Source organism: Paraburkholderia antibiotica, assembly GCF_012927125.1.
Lineage (GTDB): Bacteria > Pseudomonadota > Gammaproteobacteria > Burkholderiales > Burkholderiaceae > Paraburkholderia > Paraburkholderia antibiotica.
The window spans coordinates 415,734-439,792 of the sequence record NZ_JABBFZ010000002.1 but is presented as its reverse complement, the minus strand read 5'-3'; the positions used below and the strand labels follow the sequence as shown (position 1 = coordinate 439,792).

General features: G+C 61.1%; 20 protein-coding genes. 16 read left to right on the top strand and 4 right to left on the bottom strand.

Going from position 1 to position 24,059, the window contains the following annotated elements:
• Positions 1 to 66 precede the first annotated feature (66 nt).
• The 3 genes from HHL14_RS06010 to HHL14_RS06000 are packed head-to-tail and all read left to right on the top strand — an operon-like array spanning position 67 to position 2,500.
• The gene (locus HHL14_RS06010; RefSeq protein WP_169496646.1) at positions 67 to 1,092 is read left to right on the top strand and encodes an amidohydrolase family protein; all 1,026 of its coding nucleotides are present in this window, start codon (positions 67 to 69) and stop codon (positions 1,090 to 1,092) included.
• A gap of 2 nt (positions 1,093 to 1,094) precedes the next feature.
• Entirely contained in the window at positions 1,095 to 1,778 is a 684-nt protein-coding gene (ligK, locus tag HHL14_RS06005) for a 4-carboxy-4-hydroxy-2-oxoadipate aldolase/oxaloacetate decarboxylase (RefSeq protein ID WP_169496645.1), read from the top strand.
• Between the two features lie 14 nt (positions 1,779 to 1,792).
• Positions 1,793 to 2,500: a substrate-binding domain-containing protein gene (locus HHL14_RS06000; protein ID WP_407945264.1), complete on the top strand. Its 708-nt coding sequence runs from the start codon at positions 1,793 to 1,795 to the stop codon at positions 2,498 to 2,500.
• Between the two features lie 28 nt (positions 2,501 to 2,528).
• Here HHL14_RS06000 and HHL14_RS05995 read toward each other — a convergent pair whose 3' ends face one another.
• Positions 2,529 to 3,422 carry an isocitrate lyase/PEP mutase family protein gene (locus tag HHL14_RS05995; RefSeq protein ID WP_169496643.1) on the bottom strand — a complete coding sequence of 298 codons (894 nt, stop codon included), beginning with the start codon at positions 3,420 to 3,422 and terminating at the stop codon, positions 2,529 to 2,531.
• Positions 3,423 to 3,556: 134 nt separating this feature from the next.
• On the opposite strand from HHL14_RS05995, the gene HHL14_RS05990 reads away from it, so the two are divergent.
• The 7 genes from HHL14_RS05990 to HHL14_RS05960 all read left to right on the top strand — a co-directional run bounded on the left by HHL14_RS05990 (position 3,557) and on the right by HHL14_RS05960 (position 10,640).
• Complete coding sequence (locus HHL14_RS05990; RefSeq protein WP_169496642.1) at positions 3,557 to 4,327, top strand: GntR family transcriptional regulator; 771 nt, start codon at positions 3,557 to 3,559, stop codon at positions 4,325 to 4,327.
• An 83-nt stretch (positions 4,328 to 4,410) separates the two neighbouring features.
• Complete coding sequence (gene leuC, locus HHL14_RS05985; protein WP_169496641.1) at positions 4,411 to 5,847, top strand: 3-isopropylmalate dehydratase large subunit; 1,437 nt, start codon at positions 4,411 to 4,413, stop codon at positions 5,845 to 5,847.
• Complete coding sequence (gene leuD / locus HHL14_RS05980; protein ID WP_169496640.1) at positions 5,844 to 6,458, top strand: 3-isopropylmalate dehydratase small subunit; 615 nt, start codon at positions 5,844 to 5,846, stop codon at positions 6,456 to 6,458. Before leuC ends, leuD begins: the two co-directional genes overlap by 4 nt.
• A 145-nt stretch (positions 6,459 to 6,603) precedes the next feature.
• A complete protein-coding gene (locus HHL14_RS05975; RefSeq protein ID WP_169496639.1) occupies positions 6,604 to 7,818 on the top strand; it encodes an MFS transporter in 1,215 nt (404 codons plus the stop codon).
• A 112-nt stretch (positions 7,819 to 7,930) separates the two neighbouring features.
• Positions 7,931 to 9,199, top strand: coding sequence for a 3-isopropylmalate dehydratase large subunit (locus tag HHL14_RS05970; RefSeq protein ID WP_169496638.1), 1,269 nt, complete (start codon positions 7,931 to 7,933; stop codon positions 9,197 to 9,199).
• On the top strand, positions 9,196 to 9,711 hold the full coding sequence (locus HHL14_RS05965; protein ID WP_169496637.1) for a LeuD/DmdB family oxidoreductase small subunit: 516 nt from the start codon (positions 9,196 to 9,198) through the stop codon (positions 9,709 to 9,711). Before HHL14_RS05970 ends, HHL14_RS05965 begins: the two co-directional genes overlap by 4 nt.
• 62 nt (positions 9,712 to 9,773) lie before the next feature.
• Positions 9,774 to 10,640, top strand: a complete 867-nt coding sequence (locus tag HHL14_RS05960) for an isocitrate lyase/PEP mutase family protein (RefSeq protein ID WP_407945262.1) — start codon at positions 9,774 to 9,776, stop codon at positions 10,638 to 10,640.
• Positions 10,641 to 10,701: 61 nt separating this feature from the next.
• Here HHL14_RS05960 and HHL14_RS05955 read toward each other — a convergent pair whose 3' ends face one another.
• Positions 10,702 to 11,721 (bottom strand): ATP-grasp fold amidoligase family protein, encoded by a 1,020-nt coding sequence (locus tag HHL14_RS05955; protein ID WP_169496636.1) that lies wholly within the window; start codon positions 11,719 to 11,721, stop codon positions 10,702 to 10,704.
• 61 nt (positions 11,722 to 11,782) lie between these two features.
• The gene (locus tag HHL14_RS05950; protein WP_329601619.1) at positions 11,783 to 12,598 is read right to left on the bottom strand and encodes a helix-turn-helix domain-containing protein; all 816 of its coding nucleotides are present in this window, start codon (positions 12,596 to 12,598) and stop codon (positions 11,783 to 11,785) included.
• Positions 12,599 to 13,516: 918 nt separating this feature from the next.
• Between HHL14_RS05950 and HHL14_RS05945 the strand changes: the two genes are divergently transcribed.
• From HHL14_RS05945 to HHL14_RS05920, 6 genes are all read left to right on the top strand, one after another.
• On the top strand, positions 13,517 to 15,844 hold the full coding sequence (locus tag HHL14_RS05945) for a polysaccharide biosynthesis tyrosine autokinase (protein ID WP_329601618.1): 2,328 nt from the start codon (positions 13,517 to 13,519) through the stop codon (positions 15,842 to 15,844).
• 75 nt (positions 15,845 to 15,919) lie between these two features.
• On the top strand, positions 15,920 to 17,035 hold the full coding sequence (locus HHL14_RS05940; RefSeq protein ID WP_169496635.1) for a glycosyltransferase family 4 protein: 1,116 nt from the start codon (positions 15,920 to 15,922) through the stop codon (positions 17,033 to 17,035).
• 18 nt (positions 17,036 to 17,053) lie between these two features.
• On the top strand, positions 17,054 to 18,499 hold the full coding sequence (locus tag HHL14_RS05935; RefSeq protein ID WP_169496634.1) for a hypothetical protein: 1,446 nt from the start codon (positions 17,054 to 17,056) through the stop codon (positions 18,497 to 18,499).
• A 93-nt stretch (positions 18,500 to 18,592) separates the two neighbouring features.
• Entirely contained in the window at positions 18,593 to 19,603 is a 1,011-nt protein-coding gene (locus HHL14_RS05930; RefSeq protein ID WP_169496633.1) for a glycosyltransferase family 2 protein, read from the top strand.
• Between the two features lie 17 nt (positions 19,604 to 19,620).
• Positions 19,621 to 20,937, top strand: a complete 1,317-nt coding sequence (locus HHL14_RS05925; RefSeq protein ID WP_169496632.1) for a lipopolysaccharide biosynthesis protein — start codon at positions 19,621 to 19,623, stop codon at positions 20,935 to 20,937.
• A gap of 64 nt (positions 20,938 to 21,001) precedes the next feature.
• Positions 21,002 to 22,192, top strand: a complete 1,191-nt coding sequence (locus HHL14_RS05920) for a glycosyltransferase family 4 protein (protein WP_169496631.1) — start codon at positions 21,002 to 21,004, stop codon at positions 22,190 to 22,192.
• Here the strand turns inward: HHL14_RS05920 and HHL14_RS05915 are convergent.
• Positions 22,168 to 23,451, bottom strand: a complete 1,284-nt coding sequence (locus tag HHL14_RS05915) for an O-antigen ligase family protein (RefSeq protein ID WP_169496630.1) — start codon at positions 23,449 to 23,451, stop codon at positions 22,168 to 22,170. The genes HHL14_RS05920 and HHL14_RS05915 overlap by 25 nt on opposite strands.
• Positions 23,452 to 24,059: the final 608 nt, after the last annotated feature.

The window sequence follows — 24,059 nt, the reverse complement described above, 5'->3', positions numbered from 1 at the left end:
GAACGGAACGAACGCGGCGCGCGACAACACGCGCCGCCGGGGCAAACCATTTACTGAGGAATCACGGTGATCATCGACATTCACGGCCACTACACGACCGCGCCGAAAGCGTTGGAGACGTGGCGTAACCGCCAGATCGCAGGCATCAAGAATCCGTCCGGGATGCCGAAGGTGTCGGAATTGCAGATCAGCGACGACGAGCTGCGCGAGTCGATCGAAAGCAACCAGTTGAAGCTGATGCGCGAGCGCGGTCTCGATCTGACGATCTTCAGTCCGCGCGCGAGCTTCATGGCGCACCACATCGGCGACTTCGAAATCTCGAGCACGTGGGCCGTGATCTGCAATGAGCTGTGCTACCGCGTGAGCCAGCTGTTTCCGGATAACTTCGTGCCGGCCGCGATGCTGCCGCAAAGCCCGGGTGTCGATCCGGCGACCTGTATTCCCGAACTCGTCAAATGCGTCGAGCAGTACGGCAATGTCGCGATCAATCTGAATCCCGATCCGTCGGGCGGTCACTGGACCAGCCCGCCGCTGTCCGACCGCTCGTGGTACCCGATCTACGAGAAGATGGTCGAGTACGACATTCCGGCGATGATTCACGTGAGCACGAGTTGCAACGCGTGCTTCCACACCACTGGCTCGCATTACCTGAACGCGGATACGACCGCCTTCATGCAATGCCTGACCTCGGATCTGTTCCGCGATTTCCCGACGCTGCGCTTCGTGATTCCGCACGGCGGCGGCGCGGTGCCCTATCACTGGGGCCGTTTCCGCGGCCTCGCGCAGGAGCTGAAAAAGCCGCTGCTGAAGGACCATCTGCTGAACAACGTGTTCTTCGACACCTGCGTGTATCACCAGCCGGGCATCGATCTGCTGACGAAGGTGATTCCGGTCGACAACATTCTGTTCGCGAGCGAAATGATCGGCGCGGTGCGTGGCATCGATCCGGAAACGGGCCACTATTTCGACGACACGAAGCGTTATGTCGAAGCGGCGCACGTCGATGCGGACGAGCGTCGGAAGATTTACGAAGGCAACGCGCGGCGCGTCTATCCGCGTCTCGATACGCTGCTCAAAACGAAGGGGCTGTGATCATGTATGAACTTGGAGTCGTCTATCGCAACATCCAGCGCGCGGATGCCGACGTGGCCGCCAAACTCGGCGCGCTCGGCTCGGCTACCGTGCACGAGGCAATGGGTCGTGTGGGCCTGCTGAAGCCGTATATGCGCCCGATCTACACCGGCGCGCGCGCAAGCGGCACGGCCGTCACCGTGCTGCTGCAGCCGGGCGACAACTGGATGCTGCACGTCGCGGCCGAACAGATCCGGCCGGGCGACGTGGTGGTCGCGGGCGTGACCGCGGATTGCACCGACGGTTATTTCGGCGATCTGCTCGCGACGAGCTTCAAGGCGCGCGGCGCGCATGCGCTGATCATCGACGCCGGCGTGCGCGACGTCAGCGTGCTGACCGAAATGAATTTCCCGGTGTGGAGCAAGGCGATTTCGGCGAAGGGCACGGTCAAGGCGACGCTCGGCTCGGTGAACATTCCGGTCGTGTGCGCGGGCGCACTCGTCACGCCGGGCGACGTGGTTGTTGCCGACGACGACGGCGTGGTCGTGGTGCCGGCCGCGGCGGCGCAAGCGGTGCTCGAAAAGGCCGCCGCGCGCGAAGCGAACGAAGCCGCGAAGCGCGCGAAGCTCGCCTCGGGCGTGCTGGGTCTCGACATGTACGACATGCGCGGGACGCTCGAGCAGGCCGGCCTGCGTTACAAGGACTGAGCGGCGTGGGCGCAGTGATCCACGCTCGGGCCAACGGCGCGCCGCTGACCGGCATTTCGTCGATGGCCACGCGCCGGGTGCTGGCCGAACTCGCCGCGTCGTACGAGCAGCGTACCGGTCAGGCGGTCTCGATCGAATCGGTTGGCGGTGTCGATGCGGCGCGCCGCGTTGAGGATGACGAAGTATTCGATATCGTCGTGCTGGCCGCGGATGCGATCGAGCGGCTCGTGGTGGCGGGCCGTGTCGATCCGGCGAGCCGCGTCGGGCTCGCGCGTTCAGGCATCGCGGTCGCGGTGAAGGCGGGCGACGCGCATCCGGACATCGGTACCGAGGCGGCGCTGCGCGACGCGGTGCTCAATGCACGCAGCGTCGGTTATTCGACGGGGCCGAGCGGCACGCACCTGCTCAAGCTATTCGAGCGGTGGGGGATTGCCGAACGGCTGGCGTCGCGTCTCGTGAAGGCACCGCCGGGCGTGCCGGTCGGCGCGCTCGTCGCACGCGGAGAGGTCGCGCTCGGCTTTCAGCAATTGAGCGAGCTGATTCACGTGACGGATATCGACGTGCTGGGCGAATTACCGCCCGACGCGCAAGCCACCACCACCTTCACTGCCGCGATTTGCACGGTGGCGCGCCAGCGTGAAGCGGCGCAGGCCTTGCTGGCGTTTCTGGTGTCGAGCGAGGCCGAGCGCGCGAAGCTGGACAACGGCATGACGCCGGCCTGAATGCCAACGGCCGGCGGCGCGATGCCGCTCAGGCCTGCTTTTCCATTTCCTGCGCCAGTTCTTTCAGAATGTCGGCCTCGAAATCGCGATGTACGTCGATATCGAGCGCCGCATTCGTTTCCGCCAGCGACGCCATGCGCGGCACCCATTCCGACGAATCGCCGGTCTGCTTCAGATGGGTGAGGAAATTCTGAATCGTCTTGACCGCGAGCCGCACCGTGCTGCTCGGGAATAGCGCAATCGCAAAGCCCAATTGCTGCAATTCGCTGGCCGACAGCAGCGGCGTTTTCCCCGTTTCCGACATATTCGCCAGCAGCGGGCCGGGCAATCCGCGGCCAATCCGTTCGAGTTCCTGCACCGAATGCGGGCCGTCGACGAACAGCACGTCCGCGCCGGCATCATGGAACATCCGGCAGCGTTCGAGCGCTTCGTCGAGACCGTGCGGACCGCGTGCATCGGTGCGCGCGATGACCAGCAGATCGCTGCCGTCTGCTGCCTTGACCGCCGCCTTGAGTTTCTTCAGCGCGACCTCGCGCGGCTCGACGATCTTGTTGTCCATATGCCCGCAGCGCTTCGGCCACACCTGGTCTTCGATCTGCACCGCCGCCGCGCCGAGGTCGCGCATCACGCGCACGGTGTGACGGACATTGATGACATCGCCATAACCGGTATCGCAATCGACGATCAACGGCAGCTCCGTCACCCGACGGCAAGCAGCGAGCGCGTTCTCGATCTCGCCCAACGCCATCAGGCCGATATCCGGCAAGCCATAGCGCGTCGCCGACGTCGCGTATCCGCTCAGATATCCGGCCTCGAAGCCGGCCTGCGCAATCAGCTTCATTTCGAGCGGCGAGCCGCCGCCGGGAACGACCACGATGTTCTTGTCGGAGAGACGTTTGCGAAGCGCGGATGCGGCAGTCATGTGCGAGCCTTGTGAAGAGTGCGAGCGGATTTACCCAGGGATTTGCCGGACAAAAGTGTCATACACTTTTGCCGGAATGTATTGTAGGATGGCCAGCAAGTCAACGGTCTCCGCTGTTTTTCGCGCGGCGGCCCTTGAGCGGTGCTTTTAGTCGACAATACGCGGCGCTGTGTCTTTTCCGGAGAACCCAAATCGATACCCGCGCTTTTCTTCCCAGCGATGAGGGCGGCCGCTCAGGCGAGACCGTCGAGCGTGTTGCCGAAGAACTCAAGACCCGTATTCTCGAAGGACGCTTCGCGCCCGGTCAGCGCCTGATTTCGCGCGACGTGGTCGAAGAACTCGGCATTAGCCGCGGTTCGCTGCGCGAAGCCTTTCGTCGGCTGGAAGCGGACGGCCTGATCGACGTCGTGCCGAATCGCGGCGCCGTGGTGCGCAAGCTGTCGCACGCGGAAGTGCGGCACGTGTTCCAGATTCGCGAGGCACTCGAAGGCCAGGCTGCGCGACTCGCCGCGCAGAACATCGACGCGGCCGACCATCGTCAGCGTCTGACTGAAGTTCTGCAAACCGGACGCCGACACGAAGAGCGTCCGGTATTCGAGCAGTTCATTACCGACAATCGCGCGTTTCATCAGGAGATCGTAAGAATTTCGGGTAATCCGCTGCTCGGCGAACTGATCGACAAATATCAGTTGCCGGTTTTCATGATCCAGTTGCGCCAGAACATCGGCAGCGACCAGATGATCCGCAATTCGCTCGCGGAACATGAAGATATCGCGGCGGCCATTCTCGCGGGCAACGCTGATGCTGCCTATGACGCGATGAAACGTCATCTGTGGCATTCGGCGAATCTGATTCTGTCGCTGCCCACGATGGCCCAACCGACTTTGCAGATGTCCGCCGCCTGACGGCGCATGCCGGCCTCGGGCCGGTCGGCACCGGTTTTGAAACGGATGCGGCACACGGATAATCGACTGTATAAGGAGTGCGAATGAGTTGTGGCACGATGTTCGACAAGATCTGGGATGCGCATGTCGTCAAGCATCTGTCCGGCGACGCGGCGTTGCTGCATATCGACCGGCATTTCCTGCATGAGCTGACCGCGGTCGAGGCGATCAAGGTCGTCGACAGGCGCGGTCTCTCTGTGCGCAATGCCGAGCTTACGTTCGCGACGCCCGATCACGTGATTTCCACCGCGCCGGGGCGCACCGGCGGCGACGAGCCGTGGGCCACCGAGATGGTCGACACATTTCGCGAGCAGACCGCGTCGCTGAAGATTCGCTGCTTCGATGTCGCGGACGAGCGGCAAGGCATCGTGCATGTGGTCGGCCCCGAACTCGGTCTCAGCCTGCCCGGCACGACCATCGTGTGCGGTGACAGTCATACCTGCACGCACGGCGCGTTCGGCGCGCTGGCGTGGGGCATCGGCCTCACTGAACAGACCCAGGTGCTCGCGGCTCAGGTGTTACGTCAACGCAGGCCGCCCGTGATGCGCATTACGTTGCGCGGCCAACCGTCGGCGGCGGCCAGCGCGAAAGATCTGATTCTGTACGCGCTCGGCCAGTTGGGCGTAACGGCCGCGAGCGGCTATGCGGTCGAATTCGCTGGCGAGGCGGTCCGCGCGATGTCGATGGAAGAGCGCATGACGCTGTGCAATCTGTCGATCGAAATGGGTTCGCGGTTCGGCATGATCGCCCCCGACGACACCACGTTCCGTTATCTGTCGCACTGCGAGTTCGCGCCGCAAGGCGACGCATTCGATCAGGCGGTCGCGCATTGGCGCACGCTCGCATCGGACGACGACGCGCAATTCGATGCGGAATTGCAAGTGGACGTTAGCGGTATTGGTCCGCAAATCACGTGGGGCATCAACCCCGGCCAGGTGATCGAACTCGGTGGCGTGGTACCCGATCCCGCGTTGGAAAACGATGCGGGCCGCCGCGCCGGAATGCGCGCGGCGCTCGACTATATGCGGCTCACGCCGGGTCAATCGCTGGCCGGAACGGCCATCGACCGCGTTTTTATCGGCTCGTGCACGAATAGCCGGATCTCGGATCTGCGCGCGGCCGCGTCCGTGGTGCGCGGCAGGCAGGTCGCGAGCGGCGTCAAGGCGTGGGTCGTGCCGGGTTCGTTGAGGGTCGCGAAGCAGGCGCGTGAAGAAGGGCTGGATCGTGTTTTCGTCGAGGCCGGTTTCGAATGGCGCGAACCCGGCTGCTCGATGTGCGTCGGCGCGAATGGCGATCTGGTTGGTGACGGCGAGCGCTGCGTGTCGACCTCGAACCGAAATTTCGTTGGCCGTCAGGGGCCGGGCGCGATGACGCATCTCGCGAGTCCGGTGACGGCCGCCGCAAGCGCGATCAGCGGACGCATTGGTGGCGGCATTGACGGACAGGCGGGCTTCGCATCCACCCGCGCGGAGGCGGCATGAAAAAGTTCACCGAATGTCGTAGCCATGCCGCCGTGCTGGCGCGTAACAACGTCGATACCGATCTGATCATCCGTATCGAACGGATGTCGCAATTGAAGCGCGGTCAATTCGCCGAGTGGGCGTTCGAGTCGCTGCGCTATCGCGCGGACGGCAGCGAGAACCCCGATTTCGTTCTCAACCAGGCGCCGTTTCGTGACGTGCGGATTCTGATCTCCGGTGTCAATTTCGGCTGCGGCAGTTCGCGCGAAATGGCGGTCTGGGCACTCGAGGATTTCGGCATTCGCTGCGTGATTGCACAGAGCTTCGGCGACATTTTCTACAACAACTGTCTGCAGAACGGCGTGCTGCCGGTGATCCTGCCGGCCGAGTCGCTTGCCGCGCTGAGTGCGCTCGCCGCGGCCGGCGCGATCGTGAACGTCGATCTCGAGAACTGTGCGATTGGTGTCGACAATCACGTGCCGTTCAGCTTCAGCCTGCCTGAAGAGCAACGCCAGGCGCTGCTGCTCGGTCTCGATGATGTCGATCAGGCCGTCGCGATGGAAGACGCAATCCGCGCATTCCAGGCGAAAGACCGGCTCGCCAGACCGTGGATCTACGCGACCGCAATCTGAATAGAACACACAGAATAGAACACACAGGAGACACCCGAACGTTATTCACCTCTCGCAAATCAACGCGTCAAGACATAAAAAAGATTGGCCCGATCAGTCGATGTACGACACGCGCAAATAGATCGGGTTCAACATGGAGAAGACAATGAGCCTCAGATACAGATTGCTGGGATTGACCTGGTTACTGCAGTTCGTCAACTATCTCGACCGCGTGAGCATTTCGGTCACCGCGCCGTCGATGATGAAAACGCTTCAACTCGACGCCAGTCAGATCGGCCTGATTTTCGGTGCATTCGCGGTTGGCTACGCACTGATGCAATTGCCGGGCGGCATGCTGTCGGATCGCTTCGGCGCGAAGACGATGCTGGTCGGCGCGCCGCTGCTGTTTTCGATCTTTACCGGCCTGACCGGTCTCGCGTCTTCGGTCGCGGTACTGATTCTGGTGCGCTTCTGTTTCGGTCTCGCCGAAGGTTCGAGCAATGCCGCGGTGTACAAGGTGGTATCGGACAACTTCAGCACGAAGGAGGCGGCGCGCGCGCATAGCGTATGGCTGAGCGCGCTCGCACTCGGTCCCGCGTTCGTCGCGCCGGTCGTCGTGATGTTCCTGACCTATAGCACGTGGCGTCACGTGTTCTATTTCTTCTCGATTCCGGGTGTCATCGTGTCGCTGATGATCCTGTTGATGATTCCGGGGAGAAAAGCCGCTGTTAAAACGGAGCGTGTCGAGCGCGCCGAACGCCGCAAACAGTGGGGCGAGATTCTGCAACAGAAAACGACCTGGCTGCTGTTCGTCGCATATCTGACGTTCAATATCGGCTACTGGGGTTTCGTCGGCTGGATGCCGACCTATCTCGCGCTGCAGCGTCATATCGATCTGAAGACGATGGGTTACGCGGCATCGGTGCCGTATCTGTTCGGCTTCCTCGGTTTGATGGTGTTCGGCACGTTGGGCAGCGGCGTCTTGCATCGCCGGCGTCCGCTGCTGGTCGCGTTCGGCGGTCTGGCTTCCGCGTGCGCGCTTTATCTGACCTTCACCTGCAATGACGTGATGACCTGCCTCGTCGGTTTGTCGGCAGCGGCGTTCCTGTTGTACGGCATGTTGTCGCCGTATGCGAGTCTCGTTTCGCACTTCTCTCCCGAGCAGGCGCGCGGCGGTTTCGCGGGGCTGATCAACACGGGTGGTCAGATCGGCGGCATGGCGTCGCCGTTGGTGGTCGGTTATATCGTGAAGGCGAGCGGATCGTTTAACGGCGGCTTTCTGTTCATGATCGTCGCGATGGTGATCAGCGCGGTGAGCTTCGCGATGCTTCAACCGCACATCGCGCGCAAGTCTGCTCTATTGGTGAATGCGCAGGCTTGAGCCGCAATCGATGTGAGCGGAGTCGGTCCGCTATCCGTCGCGACGCAGCGAAACAGGCGACGGATAGCGGACACGTTAGATACGACGCCGCGTTTCTTTAAAGAGGGAATGGATGGCAGCAGCACAAACGCTGGCGCAAAAGCTGATTGCGGCGGCTTGCGGACGGCCGCAAGTCGAGGTGGGCGAGATCGTCACCTGCAACGTCGATCTCGCGATGTTCCATGATTCGAGCGGCCCGCGCCGTTTGCAGCCGATGCTCGACGAGCTCGGCGCGTCGCTCTGGGACAAACGCAAGGTCGTGCTCGTGATCGATCACTACGTGCCCGAAACCGACGACGAATCGCGCCGTATCGTGCGTATCGCACGCGATTGGGCGAGCGCGCAGCAGTTGCCGAACGTGTACGACAGCATCGGTATCTGTCACGTCGTCGTGCCTGAACATGGGCATTTGCGTCCGGGCATGTTCTGCGTCGGCGGCGATTCGCATTCGCCGACGGGCGGTGCGTTCGGTGCGTATATGTTCGGTATCGGCAGCACCGAAATGCTCGGTGTTTCGGTGTCGGGACAGATCTGGGTGAAGGTGCCGAAAACCTTGCGGATGCAGTGGCGCAATCGCCTCGCGCAAGGCGTGACGGCCAAGGACATGATGCTGCATATGATTGGCCGTTTCGGTATGAACGGCGGCCGCTATCAGGCCGTGGAGTTCGCGGGCGAAGCGGTGTCCGCGCTTTCGATGCAGGAGCGCATGACGCTGTCGAACATGAGCGCCGAGCTTGGCTCGCAGGTGGGACTCGTGGCGCCGGATCAGACTACCGTCGACTATCTGCGCGCGGTTGGCGTGCGCGATGAGATCGACGTCGCGCGCTGGCAAACCGATGCCGGCGCGTCGATGGAAACCCATGATTTCGACGCGGCGCTGCTCGCACCGCAAGTGGCCGCGCCGCATAGTCCCGCGAATACGCGTGAAGTCGGCGCGTTCGGCGACGTGGCCGTGCAGGTCGCCTATATCGGCGCGTGCACCGGCGCGAAGCTCGAAGATCTGCGCGCGGCGGCGAGCGTGCTGCGCGGCCAGCATGTCGCCGACGGTGTGCAACTGGTGGTGGCGCCCGCGAGCGTGCGCGACCGGACCCAGGCGGAGCAGGAGGGCGTGATGGACGCGCTGAAGCATGCCGGCGCGCAGGTACTCGCGACGACGTGCGGCGCGTGCGCCGGTTACGGCGGTTCGATTCCCGAGGGCAGCACCGTGATCTCGAGTACCGCGCGCAATTTCAAGGGAAGAATGGGCGCCGAGTCCGCCCAGGTTTATCTGGGCTCGCCCTATACCGTGGCGGCCTCCGCATTGCGCGGCCGCATCACCGATGTTCGCGAGGTGCTCGCATGACCGGCCACTACACCGCTGAAACTCATCGCGTGTGGCGCGTCGGCGCCGATATCGATACCGATGCGCTGGCGCCCGGCGCTTATATGAAATTCGGCATCGACGAAATTGCACGGCATTGTCTGCAGAATCAGCGGCCTGATTTTGCGGTGGACGTGCAACCCGGCGATGTGCTCGTGGCGGGACCGAACTTCGGCATCGGCTCTTCGCGCGAACAGGCAGCTGCGGCGCTCGTGCGACTCGGCGTGCGCGCCGTGATCGCACCGGCTTTCAACGGATTGTACTTTCGCAATGCATTCAATGTCGGGCTGTTGCTGCTCACGTGCGCGGACGCGGAGAACATGGTCGAGAACGAACGGATTGCCATCGATCCGCGCGGCGGCCGTATTCGCCGCGCGGACGGTAGCGAACTTGTGTGCGAGACAGTGCCCGATTTTCTGCTCGACATGGTCGACGCGGGCGGCCTGCTCAATGTACTGAAGCAGCGCTATCGCGCGCAGGACAGTATTCGCTAACCGCGGCATTCGCTGGACGGGCCAGCCTCAGGCTGGTGCCGGGATTTACGGGAACGACTTCAATGAAGATGAAAGCCAATCCACTCAAAACCTTGCTTGCCAAAGGCGCAGTGCTCGCGCCCGGTGTGTACGATCCATTTACCGCATTGATTGCGGAACAGGCCGGCTTTAACGCGCTGTATCTGTCGGGCGCGTCGATTGCCTATACGCGACTCGGTCGCTCCGATGTCGGACTCACCACTTACCCGGAAGTCGAGGACACGCTTGCGCGCATTACCGATCGTGTCGCGCTACCGGTAATCGTCGATGCGGATACCGGCTTCGGCAATGCGCTCAACGTCAAGCGTACGGTACGCGGCTTCGAACGCGCGGGCGCCGCGATGATCCAGCTCGAGGATCAGACGTTCCCGAAGCGTTGCGGCCATCTGGACGGCAAGTCGGTGATTCCGGTCGCCGAGATGTGCGGCAAGCTGCGCGCCGCACTCGATGCACGCGTGAACGACGACACGCTGATTCTCGCGCGCACCGATGCGGCCGCTATCGAAGGACTCGACGCGGCGCTCGAACGTGCCGAACGCTATCTCGAGGCGGGCGCGGACGCGCTGTTTATCGAAGCGCTGCGCTCGGTCGATCAGATGGAAGTGGCGTGCAAGCGCTTTGCGGAACGTGTGCCACTGCTCGCGAATATGGTCGAAGGTGGCAAGACGCCGGTGCAAAGCGCGCAGACGCTGACGCAACTCGGCTACCGTATCGTGATCTTTCCGGGCGGCACCGCACGCGCGGTGGCACACACGCTGCAAGGCTACTACGGCAGCCTGCACGAGCACGGCACGACCGCGCCGTGGCGCGATCGTATGCTCGATTTCGACACGCTGAACCAGTTGATCGGCACGCCCGAATTGATGGCGGAATCGAAGCAATACGACTGATGGCGGCACCCTGAATGTCTGCTTGCGCGAACATTCAGGGAATTTAGTGCAGATTTAGCGCTCAGACCAGCAATTTTCCCCACTCGTAATCGATGCTGTCCGGTGTGAAGGGCAGCACGCCCGCCCCAGGTGTGAACGTCAGTTCGCCGAAATAGACCTTGTCGTCGGGCGCATACAGATCGACGCGCACGTAATCGAAGTCTTCGCACAGGCGCATCGCGACATCCAGCACCGCCTGCAGATGCGGTGGACGCGGCGCCGGTGCGGCGCTGCGTTTGTAGTCGCCGATCGCGATGTCGAGATGATTCCAGTCGATGTCGTACACGTCGCCGTGCGTCGCGGTGCCGAAGCGATCGGAGATCACGAGGATATAGATGATCGGCCGACCGGGCCGGCCGCCGAAGCAGTGCAACTTGAAATCCGCTGGAATCTGGCCGCTGCGATCGAGTAGCAGATGCTCGAAAAAGATTCGCGGTTCGATCATCCGGTAGTGTCGTTCACGCGCGACGTAGTAAAAATCGGTGTGAAGCCAGCGCTCGGCAAGTGCTTTCAGTTGCGCAAAAGACGTGTCCGATTTGTTCCTGACAATCTCGACGAAGCTGCTGCCGTGATTGGCTTTCATTACGAAAGCCTCGGGCAGCGCGTCGAACACTTCCTGCGTAAATGCATCGGGCGCCGCTATAAGCGGTATTAAATGCTCGTCGCCGATCTTCCCGGCAATATATTCCCGTACCTGGAGTTTGTCGGTCAGGCGGATATAGCGCGGATCGGGATGAAGATTGCGTTGCAGGATCTTTTCGTTGAACGCTACCGGGTGAAGCAGGTTCGGATAACGACCAATGCACTTGTGATGTAACAGACTCACAAATAGTGAGTCCGGCAGCAGCGATTTCGCCGCTTCCCTGATTTTTCGCGCGGTGGAGGGCGGTTGCGCCGAAGCTGTATGCGAATGGTCGTGCGATTCCAGCCGCTCGCCCGCGCCAATGATCGGCGCGAATTCGCGAAGCTCTCCGGAGACGATGCGTTCCGGCCGCGCCTGCGCATCCTCCTCGCCGAATTCGGCGGACTTAATGATTGTCATATTCTTGTCCCTTGGCGGTCGAGTCGCGAAATCGCTCTCGGAGTAACAAAGGAATCGAAAATCAAAGCGTCAGCGGGGTGCGCAACATCTCGGTCGCGGCACTCCAGCTTTCCTCCGGCGTAAGCCAGCGTTCTTCGGCTTCCACATGCTGTTGCGCGCGGAATTGCGTCGGCGACATGCCGTAGCGTTCCTTGAACAGACGGCCGAGCCGGTTGCCGTCGCCCATCCCGCAGCGGCGCGCAATCTTGTCGACCGGCAGATCGGTGTTTTTCAGCATCGAGCGCACGATTTCGAAGCGGGTACGCAACAGGTATTCGAGCGGCGTCATGCCGAATTCGCACTTGAAGCGGCGCTGAAAATTGCGCTTGCTCATCGCCACCGACTCGGCTGCCTGCGCCACCGAAATGGCCTTGCTGTAGTTCTCCTTGATCCAGCGTGCCGACTCGCGAATCTTTTCGGTCGTGGTGGTGATATTCGCCTCGTCGAGTTCGGAACGGTTCTTCTCGACGTAGCCCGCTTGCAGAATGCGGCCGATCTTGCGGGCTGTGTCGGTATTGACGTCGCGCTCGATCTGCGCGAGCGCGAGATCGGTCGGCGTGACGTTGCTTTGCGTGCGCGCGGCGTCGCCGCTGTCATCGAACAGAAAGATCGGCACGGTCGATTGCAGCGGGTCATTGCAGATGACTGCAAGATTCGCCCCTTGCTGCATGCCGAACGAAGCGATCGAGCCTTGCAGCGAGATCCACGACAGAAAGCGATCGTTCGATTCCGCCACTTCGGAGACGTCCCGGCACGCGACGAAGAAGGCGTGGAAATCGGCCAGGCAGTATCGTTCGAGCCCTTGTGTCCAGATCGAAATGCCGGAAGAGCTGGTCACGAGACCACCACCGTCGGACACCACGGTGAACCTGTACGGTGGCTCTTCTCCGGCAGATCTTTTGAATTCGTTGGCAAGGCGGAAGGCGTCGCCAATCGCACCCGTGCTTGCCATCGAGCAATCCTGAAAGACGAATAGACCAATGTGCTTCATCACGCGAGGTTCTCCAGACGGGAAAATCTACGCATTGAGATTAGCGCATCGAAATGTGAGAGACGAGCTTGGCCGGGCCGCGTGGTGTTTTGGCGTAATCGACAGGATCGGAGAAATTCTTACCTTGCCATTTCTTTAAAAGCGTTCTAATACTTAACACGCTAGGGAAGTTTTTCTCTGCCCAATTTTCGCAATTCCGCCAATGGCAATCGCGCACGCAGCGCTGAATGCGCCATCTGGCAACGGATGCAGCGAATACGGCCTGCCAGAACGGCATTTCTCTTCATCGAATCGCGCCACGCGGTTCTGGCGCGATGTACGTGCCATACCGTATAAATCTGTTACACCAATTGCAGATCGCAACAACGCTTTCTGCCGGTGCGCACATCTGTAAATCGCTCCACATAATCGGCCAATAACACCCGAATTTGAGCCGGGCGTGATTGCGTACTTCTTTTGCCGCCTATGCTTCACCGCAACATCCATAGAAAAATTGCCTCTCGCGAGTTCAGGGGATAGGACTTTCGTATTTCGAATTCGCGAGTAGAGCAATCGGCAATGCCGTGGTGGATAGCCAGTAGGTGTGCAGCCTTCCGTCGTTCGAGAGGTCCCGAACGCGGTTCCCCGACCTAACCCGACCCAGCACGTCGCTTCGCCGTGCTGCCTGCCAATTCAAGGCCTATCTGGCCGGCGGCTTTAATGGCGATGTGGCGACGTAAAGCAATCGTCGATTGCTTTGCTCATTAACCTGCAAGGATCAGACCGGTGGATTACTACCCGCAAAATTCGCTCTATCCCGCTGTCGATACCGAGCGCAGGCAACTCAGTGCACGCGGAATGCTCACGTTGATGCGCGACCACGTGTGGGAGATCGTCGTGACGACGGTCGTGGTTCTCACGATGGCTGTCGCGTATCTGTTGATCGCCTCGCCGATCTATTCCGCGGACATCGTCGTGCGGGTGGATCCGCCCGAGCCGAATGCGCTCGGACTCGCGTTGCAGAACCAGGACATGCTGCCGCCGCCGTCGCCGTCGCCCGTGACGGAAATGGCGGTGATGGAGAGTCGCTCGGTATTGCAGCCGGTGATCGATCAATTCCGTTTCGACGTGTCGGTGAAGCCGCATCAGATTCCGATCCTCGGCGACATTGCCGAAAAATTTGCCACGCCGGGCCAGCCTTCGGCGCCGTGGCTCGGGTTGAAATCGTTTGCATGGGGCGGCGAGCGCGTGCAGATCGGTGCGCTCGACGTGCCGCGCGAACTCGAGGAAGAAAAGCTCACGCTGGTCGCGCTCGAGCACGGTGCATACGAACTGCTCGACCCGTCCGGCGAAGTGCTGGTGAGCGGCATGGTGGGCACGCCGGTCAAGCAGAACGGCGTGTCGATGCTGATCAAGGAGCTTGCGGCGCGGCCGGGCACGAAGTTCGAAGTGATTCGCTGGAACGAGCTGGATGCGGTCAAGCGTTTTCTGGCCACCGTGAAAATCGGCGACAAGGTGAAGGATTCGGGGCTTCTGCAAATCCAGTACCGGGACAAGGATCCGGACAAGGCCGCGGCCGTCGCTAATGCATTGGGGCAGCAATACATCGCCTCGGCGATCGCGAGCCGGCAATTGAACGATACGAAGACGCTCGCGTTCATCAACGGTGAGCTGCCGCGCCTGCTCGCGGATCTGCGCAAATCCGAAGAAGCATTGAAGAGCTTCCGCTCCAACGCGCAATCGATGCAGCCGACCAACGAGGCGCAGGCGTATCTGCAGGGCGGACTCGATCTCGACAAGCAGATCGCGAGTCTGCAATTGCAGCGCACGCAATTGCTCGAGCGCTATACCGAACAGAGCCGCTGGGTGCAGAACGTCGACGAACAGCTGGCACAGTTGAAGCAGGCGAAGGCGAAGTTCGACACGCATTTCAACGGCATGCCGGCGTCGGAGCGCGAGAGCGTGGATCTGATTCGCGCGCAGAAGGTGGCGGAAACGATTTATCTGGGCATGGTGCAGAAGGCCCAGCAATTGCAGGTACGACGCGCCAGCACGACGGGCGGCGCGCACATTCTCGATCAGGCGATCAGACCGCATCGCCCGGTCATGCCCCAGCCGGTACTCGTGTTGGGCGGCGGGCTGCTACTGGGTATCGTGTCCGGCGTCGTGCTGGTCTTCATGCGTCGCCACGTGATGATCGGCGTGACGGATCCGCGTTACATCGAGCGTCAGATGAGCGTGCCGGTATTCGGCGAAATCCTGTTCAGCCAGCAGCAGGTATTGCTCGATCGCAACGCGACGAGCGCGGGGCGCAAATCGCTGCCGGGAGCGGCCGCGCGCGCCACGCCGCCGTTGCATAAAGGCATGCAGGACATCCAGTTCAATACGGGTGACGACCACAACAGAATTCTCGCCGCGCGCTTCCCGCACGATAGCTCGGTCGAAGCGCTGCGCAATGTGCGAACTGCGGTGACACGCGATCTCGCGCGGGCGCGCAACAACATCATGATGATCATCGGGCCGACGCCGTCGGCGGGCAAGAGCTTCGTGGCCGCGAATCTGGCGATCCTGCACGCGGAAATCGGCTCGCGAGTGGTGCTGATCGACGCCGACATGCGGCGCGGTCATCTGGCATCGCTCTTCAACGAGAGCAATCGCGGCGGTCTTTCGGAAGTGCTGTGCGAGCGCCTGCCACTGCGCAGCGCACTGCGTACGACCGGTATCGACGGATTGACGTTCCTGTCGTGCGGCGTGCGCCCGGAAAACCCGGCCGCGCTGTTGATGAAGCCGCGTCTGAAGGAAGTACTGGATCGGCTCTCGACCCAATTCGATCTGGTGATCATCGATACGCCGCCGTTTCTTGCTGTCACCGATGCGTCGATCATCGCGAGCGATGCCGGCGCGTCGCTGCTGGTATTGCGCTCGGGCATGCAGAGCGAGGAAGAAATTGCCGACACGGTCAAGAAGGTCGAGCGCGCGGAAGGGCGCATCGCCGGTGCGGTCTTCAACGGCATTCCGTTGCGTCGAAGCACGAGGAACTACGACTACGAAACCAACTACGCCAGCGATTTCGGCGAGGACGACATTCCGCACCGGGCGACGCACGGCGCGTGAGCGTGTCGAAAAAATCAACGCACAGGAAAGGAAGGGCAATTGAGCGGCTCGCGACGGCGTACAACGGAGAACCAGATGGCCTTTGCAATCAACGGAAAGTTTACTTCGCAACCTGTCACTGGAGTTCAACGTGTCGCGTATGAACTGACTCGGGCCATGCAGATGCGTGCCGCGCCCGGTGACGAGCCGGAGCTGTTCGTGCCGCAGAATGCGAAGGCGCCCGGCGCGCTGCTCAAACCGCAACGACGCTTTCCGTGGCTGCGCGGTACGCTGTGGGAGCAGATCACGCTGCCCATTGCCGCGCGCGGCATGACGCTGCTCAATCTGTGCAATACCAATCCGCTCTTTAAACACGGGCAGATCGTGATGGTTCACGATATGGCCGTGTACGACGTGCCGCACGGCTTCTCGAGAAAATTCCGCGTCTGGTATCGGGTCTGCTTCTCGCTGCTGCCGCGCACGCATCCGACCATTCTGACCGTCTCGACCTTCTCGAAGACACGTATCTGTCACCATCTGAACATCGATGAGTCGCACGTGAAAGTGGTGACGCCCGGCGCGGATCATCTCGACCGGATTGTCGCGGAGCCCGCGGTGCTCGAACGACTCGACCTGAAGCGCGACGCGTATTGCGTGATCGTCGGTAGTCTCGATCCGCGCAAGAACCTGCAAGGCGTACTCGATGCCATTACACGTCTGGAACATCTTTCCGGAGTCAAATTCGTGATCGTCGGAGGAAAGAACTCGCGCATTTTCAGCAGCGAGGGCACCGACCATCCGATGCATTCGCGGCGGATCGTATGGGCGGGTTTCGTGTCCGACGCGGAGCTGAAGTCGCTGTATGAGAACGCCGGTTGCCTCGTGTTTCCGTCGCTTTACGAAGGCTTCGGCCTGCCGCCGCTGGAGGCAATGTACTGCGGCTGCCCGGTGATCGCGTCGACGCGTACGTCGATACCGGAAGCGTGCGGGGATGCCGCGATGTATTGCGAAGCGACTTCGCCGGACGACATTGCCGCGAAGATCTCGACGATGATGAGCGACGCGGATTTGCGGCAACGCTACCGCAGCGCGGGGCTGCTGCATGCGCGCGAATTTCGCTGGGAACGCTCGGCGCAGAAGGTACTCGAAATCCTCTATGGACAGACCGGAAAACGGCTGGCCGATCTGACGCCACGTGCGTCGACGAGCTAGCGATGGACGGGCCCGAAGATGGATCGCTTGAAAATCCGTGCTGGCAGAAGACGTGTATTGCGTGCACTCGCTGCGTTGGGAGCGGGCGCGGCTCTGCCGTTGTCGCGTATCACACCCGCGCGCGCGTTGATACAGGACGCACCACCATCGCGCCCGCAAGCGCGCATGATGACCGATCTGATCGGCACCAACGGCTGGGCGACTTCGCCCACCGACCTGCAGATGTGGCGCGCGATGGGCATCAGTTGGGGGCGCGGCTCGGTGGGGCCGGGACAACCTGACCGGCCCGGCGAGAACATGCGCATCGATAAGACAGGCTCTACCTTCGATAGCGACTTGCCGTCGGTACTGATTCGAAACGAACGCAATGGTATTGGCTCGCTGCTGCTGCTCGGCTATACGCCGGCATGGAACGCGAGCGTGCCGGGCGACTCGAATTCCGCGCCGGTGGACGTGGACGCGTGGACGCAATACGTCGACGCGGTAGTGCGCAAATACTCCGCGCCACCGTATAACCTGCGCTATTTCCAGATCTGGAACGAGGCGGCCGGCAAACTCTCCGGTGGCTTGCCGCAGGCCACGTTCTGGCATGGGCCTCGTTTCGACAAGGACGAAAAGCACGCGCAGCCGTACGAGCGCGCGATGCAGGATTACGTCGAGCGGATTCATATTCCGGCGGCACGGATCATTCGCCGCTATCACGCTTATGTGGTGTATGGCGGCTGGCCCGATCAGGGCGGGCTGGACAACTTTCAGCGCTGGCTCGAATACCGGAGCCCGGCATTGAAGGAGCGCATGCTCGATTGGGTCGACTACATCGACACTCACTATCTGCCAGTGTCCGATATGGAGTCGCTCTATCAGCAATACGTGAAGAACGGTCCCGCACGTGGCATCTGGCAAACGGAAATCGGCAACGAGTACATGAAGGACCCGCATTACCTGCCGCGCTATTTCTTCGATTTCGCGGTGTGGGCACTTGGCCGCCAATGGGACGATCCGAACAAGTATCTGTCGATGATCTATCACTGGGACGGCTATGAACCGTTCCGTCTCACGCATCGCGGTCCGCCCGCGAGAACGTACAACGCATCGGGTCAAAGCCTGGTTGTGCTTCGGCAGACCGCGGGCGGTGAACTCGCGAGTTTTACACAGCCGGTGCAGGGTGGTCCAAGCGTTGCTGTAAAGGCATTGTTCTCCGGCAGCGATCTCGTGATGCAGGTCAGTGCGGCTTCCGGTTGGCAGACGTTGGCGATTCCGGGTCTGGAGTCGTTGCGCTCGCGCACGGTACAGATGGACTTTATCGATGCGCTGACGGGCAACGCGAGTGCATCGAACACGCTGGCAACGAGTTGGGATAACGGTTTGATGAAAGTGCGGTTCAGAGTGCCCGACAAGGTCAACGGCGCGGACAACGATCCGCCGAAGCATCTGGCTTATCTGGTGGTGCGTCATGCGACGTAGCGAATTGCGTGGTTGTGTATCGAGCTGTGTATCGAGTGTTCTACGGCCGCCGGTTGCTGGTGGATCGAAACTGACGGACAGCGTTGAGGCATCATGAAAAACGTCACCATTGTGATCTGCAATTACAACTACGAGCGTTATCTCGTGGCGGCGATCGACTCCGCGCTCGCGCAGGACTATCCGGGGACGGAAGTACTCGTAATCGACGACGGTTCGACCGACGGTTCGCGCGCGATCGTGGAGAGCTATGGCAGTCGCGTACGGGCGGTCTTCAAGGAAAACGGCGGACAGGTTTCCGCCTACAACCATGCAATCGGCTTGCTCGACACCGACTACGTGATCTTTCTCGATTCGGACGACGTGCTCTATCCGAGCGCGGTGTCCGAAGTGATGCGCCTGTTCGATGGCGGTGCGTGGTCCAAGGTGCAATTCCGCCTCGACGTGATGGACAGAGATGGTGCGCTCACCGGTGCATCGGTGCCGCATAGCCAGCCACCGCACGACTGCGGCAAGCTGTTGCGGGGCGGCTGGCTGTATCCGTCACCGCCCGCGTCGGGCAACGCTTACCGGGTGAGTGCGCTGCGGCAGATCTTTCCGGTGCCGGAAGAAGGCGTGAATCGCTATGGCGCGGACTTCTATGCAATCTATGGCGTGGCGCTGACCGGGCCGATTGCGACCGTGCCGAAATCGTTGGGTGGCTATCGCGTGCATAACGCGGGCGGCGAGACGGTGTCCTTCGCGAATTCGGAACAACTGACGAAGGCGCCGCGCGCGTTCAATATGCGCTGGGCGATTCTGCGCAATCTCGCGATGGATCGCCTCGGTATTGAGCTTCCGCCGGCGTTTCTCGACTTCTCGCATGAGAAGGCCACGTTCTGCTCGAACCTCTATCACGCGAAGCTCTTCTCGCGTTGGAGCTGGATGCTGCACCATTCGCGCAGCTATCTGCATACGATCATCGCCAATCCGTTCTGGAGCCTGAAGAAGAAACTCGGCACGCTCGTGCTGTCGAGTCTGTGTCTCGTGCCTTATTCGCCGCTGTCCGATTTCGCGGTGCGTTATATCGCCAACCCGCTTGCGCGCCGACGCGTAGCGGGCCGATGAAGGCGACGGAGGACGGCATGGATAGACGAGCGAGCGCCAATGTAATTGCCTTTGTCTATGGCGGCTATCTGATGAGGTACGTGTACCTCATCATCGTTGTGCCGTTCTATGGACGGGTACTGGGCGTGGCCGAATATGGCCGGGTGCTCGCGTCGATGTCGCTGATGAACGTGATATGGATGCTCGTGAGCTTCGGCTTTACGTTCGTCGGCATGCGCGAGGTGTCGAGAGCGCAGTCGGCGCAGGAATGCAATTCGATCTATTCGCTGCATGTCAGCGCGCGGCTGCTGTTGGGCCTGATCGGCGCGGTGATTGGCGTTGTCGCGACGATGAGTTCGCCGGTCCTGTCCGAACAGCCGGTTATTGGTCTGCTCGCGACCGCACTCGGTATCGTCTCGGCGCTCAATCTCGGCTGGCTGTTCCAGGGGCGGCAGTACTTTCGCACTCCGATCATGATCGAAGTATTCGGCTTCGCGGTGAGCCTCGTGCTGGTGCTCACGCTCGTCAGAGGCCCGAACGACGCGGTCTGGGTGCTCGCGAGTCTGCTGGTCGCGGGGATCGCTTCGTCGATCATTTCATATGGCTTGACGACCTATCAACTCGGTTTGCCGCGCCTCAGGTTCTCGGGTGTCGTGCCGCTGGTACGCAACTCGACCATGTTGTTCTGCTACTCGTCGGGCTCCGTCGTGCTCACCGCGTCGTCGACCTATCTATTGACGCTGTTGTCGACGCCTGCGCAGGTTGGCTATTTCGGTGCGGCCGAGCGCTTCGCGACGATCGGTCTGAGTCTGATGGGGCCCGCGTCGCAGGTATTCATTCCGACGATCTCGCGGCAGCTCGCACAGGGCGACAAGGAAGGCGCGCACGTCACGACGCGTCGCGGCGCGATGCTGTTGATGGGCTATGGCGTGCTGGTGCTATGCGGCGCGCTGACGCTGTCGCCGTTCGTGCTGCCGCTGATTCTCGGACCCGCATTCGAACCGAGCGCACGCGTGTTGCAGATATTCGCGTGGATGTTTCCGTTTGCAGCCTTCAACGAATTCGTTGCGTTCTACGTGTTCGTGCCGCGCAAGAAAGACCGGCTGCTCGCGATGGCCGGCGTCGCGTCGGGGGTGCTCAATCTCGTCTCCGCGCTGATACTGGCGCCGCGTTTTGGCGCGATGGGCATGGCGTCCGCGCGGGTAATCGGCGAAGCGACGCTGGCGGCGATCCTGCTCGGCGTAATGATTCGCCTCGAACTGATTCACCTGCTGCCCGGGGCCGAACGTGCGCTCGCGCGGGTTCGCGTTGCTTGCGGGTTGCGCCCGCAGGTGGGAGGCGCGAAAGAAGATTGACGGCCGGCCCGTAGCAGTGTGGGCGGTGTTGGGGGTTGGGTTTGGAATGTCACGGGAGGTCGAAGTGAAAGTCGCTATTGTTCACGATTGGCTGGTGGTGTCGGGAGGTGCCGAGAAGGTGTTGAAGAACATCATCGAGTGCTTTCCGAATGCGGACATCTTCTCGATTGTCGATTTTCTCGATGATCGCGAGTGTGTGAAAGGAAAGTCCGTCAACACGTCGTTTATCCAGCGCATGCCGTTCGCACGAAGACGATACCGGGCCTATCTGCCGTTGATGCCGATTGCGATCGAACAGGTCGATCTGTCTGGCTACGATCTCGTCATTTCGAGTTCTCATGCGGTTGCCAAAGGGGTGCTGACCGGGCCGAACCAGGTACATATCAGCTACGTGCATTCGCCGATCCGCTATGCGTGGGATTTGCAGCATCAATACCTGCGCGAGTCGCACCTGGACACCGGGTTGCGCTCGGCCTTGGCGCGTGTGCTGCTTCATTACATTCGCGGCTGGGATTCGCGCTCGGCCAATGGCGTCGATCATCTGGTCGCCAATTCGCAGTTCATTGCAAGGCGCATCAGGAAGGCGTATCAGCGCGACGCGACGGTGATTTATCCGCCGGTCGATCTCGCCAACATGACAGTCGGCACGCAGAAGGAAGACTTCTATGTGACGGCCTCGCGGATGGTGCCGTACAAGCGTATCGATCTGATCGTGCAGGCGTTCTCGCGCACTCCCGAGCGCAGGTTGGTGGTGATCGGCGATGGTCCGGAGATGAAACGGATCAAGGCGGTGGCCGGCGAGAATGTCGAAATCCTCGGGCATCAGCCGTCCGAGGTGCTAATCGATCATTTGCGGCGCGCACGCGCGTTCGTGTTCGCGGCGGAAGAGGATTTCGGCATTTCGGTGGTTGAAGCGCAGGCGTGCGGTACGCCGGTAATTGCGTTCGGCCGGGGCGGCGCGCTCGAGTCGGTGGTGGGGTTGCCGCTCGAACGGCCCACCGGGGTGTTCTTCGACGAACAGACGGTGGACTCCCTGCTCGAAGCCGTCGGCCGGTTCGAAGGCAACGCGGGTCTGTTCGACGCACGGCATTGCCGCAGAAACGCCGAGCGGTTTTCGTCGGAGAACTTCAAGAGGGCGCTGATGACCTTCGTCGACGCGCGCCTTCCGTATGCCGGCGTCGAACAGTACCTGCCGTATGTGGGAAATACACCGCTAGCGATGGAAGAGCGTCATCTGGTCGACGTCACGCCCTGAGCCGGGCGCTGATTGACCACGTTCGCCTTGCGTGCAACGCGCGGGTCGAACGTGAACGCGGCTGCCTTGAACGGGCGTGCCGCGAGCAGCAGCGAAATGACCAGAGAAAGAATCAGCACGTTTGACGGCGTGACCAGCCGGTGTTCGGTGGCCGACATCACCAGCAGGCAAACCGACGAAATCTCGACGAAACGGAATGCCGCGAAGCTGCGGCCGCCATCCGCCAGCGCGGCGAATGCCGCTCCCTGCTTACTCCATTCGACCAGCTTCCAGTAGAACGACAGGATCAGCGCGAGGCCGACCACGCCGAGCTCGGCGAGGATGTTCAGATACGAGTTGTGGGCGTGCGAGTCGCTGTGCTCGATTACGACGTCGGACGGTACGCCGAACAGATGGAAGTACGACGCGATACTGCCGATATGGTCGTCGAACGAACCGAATCCGAGGCCAACGAGCGGGCTCTGTTCGAAATACGCGAGCGCGCGCGGCCACAGCCATTCGTAGCGAATGTTCAGGTTCGCGACCTTGGCGTCCTGATTGTGGATCGAGAACGTGTAGCCCATGTAGTCGACGGTCGGATCGGTGTGATAGATCGCGACGGCGATCGAGGCCATCAGCAATACGGCGATCAATGAGCCTAGCATCCAGCGTTTGCGGCCGAAGTACAGATATGGCAGTACCGCGGCCGCGCCGAGCAGCGAGCCGCGGCTATAGGTGGAGAACAGCATCAACGCATTGCAGGCGAGTAGTGCGAGCAGCAGTCTGCTGCGTCGTTGCAGATAGCAGGCCACGCCGAGGCAGAACAGCATGGCAAAGAAGCCGCCAGCCGCGTTACGGGCGATGAAATAGCTACCGAAACTGTCTTCCGGGTGAATGAAGATGCTGAGCAGGCCGTTGTCGACGATGTAGTACGCGTACATCGGCAGATTGACGATGATCGCGAACACGAAAAAAGTACGCAGCACCTTGTTCAGATCCCACCGGTGCACGTACAGGCAACCGGCAAAAATGGGCGCATAGGAAATGAAAAAATTGCCGTCGCGGCGGTAAAAATCGAAGTCGACGAAGGATTGCGGATCGTAGAGCAGCGTCGACACGATCGCGAGCACTGTGAAGGCCGTCAGCGGCGCGATAAACGCGGGGTAACTACGACCATAAAAGCGCCATGCGCAGAAAAGCAGAGGCACAAAGCCGATCGCGCTGATGGGCACCAGATTGGTGACGGTCAGAAACAGTGCGACTAGCGAGATGTAGGCCATTGCGACTCCGGAAAAACGAACGGCGCGCCGGCTCGTTTCTGACCGCGCGCTGGAAAGTGGTAGTGACCTGAAAGCACGAAACGTGCGGTGTGCCTGATGCGGCGAAAAATCGGAAGAACATCGCGGACAACATCGTTGTCCTGAGTTTGCCATGAACATGTCGGAAGGTTCATGTGAACGGTAGCACGTATAGGTGCCAATTTCCAATTTTGCGAGTTTGTCTGCAATAGAAGTGCAAGCTCATTCGCAAGTTTGCTAAATAGAGCCGGCGAGCGTGGCCAAAAGTTCCGCTGTTCGCGCCAGAAGCCCGGTGTCGCAATGTGCTCTCACTATGATTGATCACATCGAGGCATGACATCTTTCGATGTGGGCGGTGTCATTACCTCACTCGTTCTTTCGTTTCTTCGTTATCGGGTCGTCGTTGTCGAACAGACCGCTGCGATCCGGCCAGGCAGTTCCCGTCCCTTCGGATCGAGCTGGACCCATTGCAGGTACATGCGCCGGCTCATGCGTCTTCACTGCAAATCGAACTGCTGGCCTGGTCTGTCCGACACGGACGTCCTGTCAAAACATCACATGAGACGGTATCGGCGTGGAGGACGGTGCAA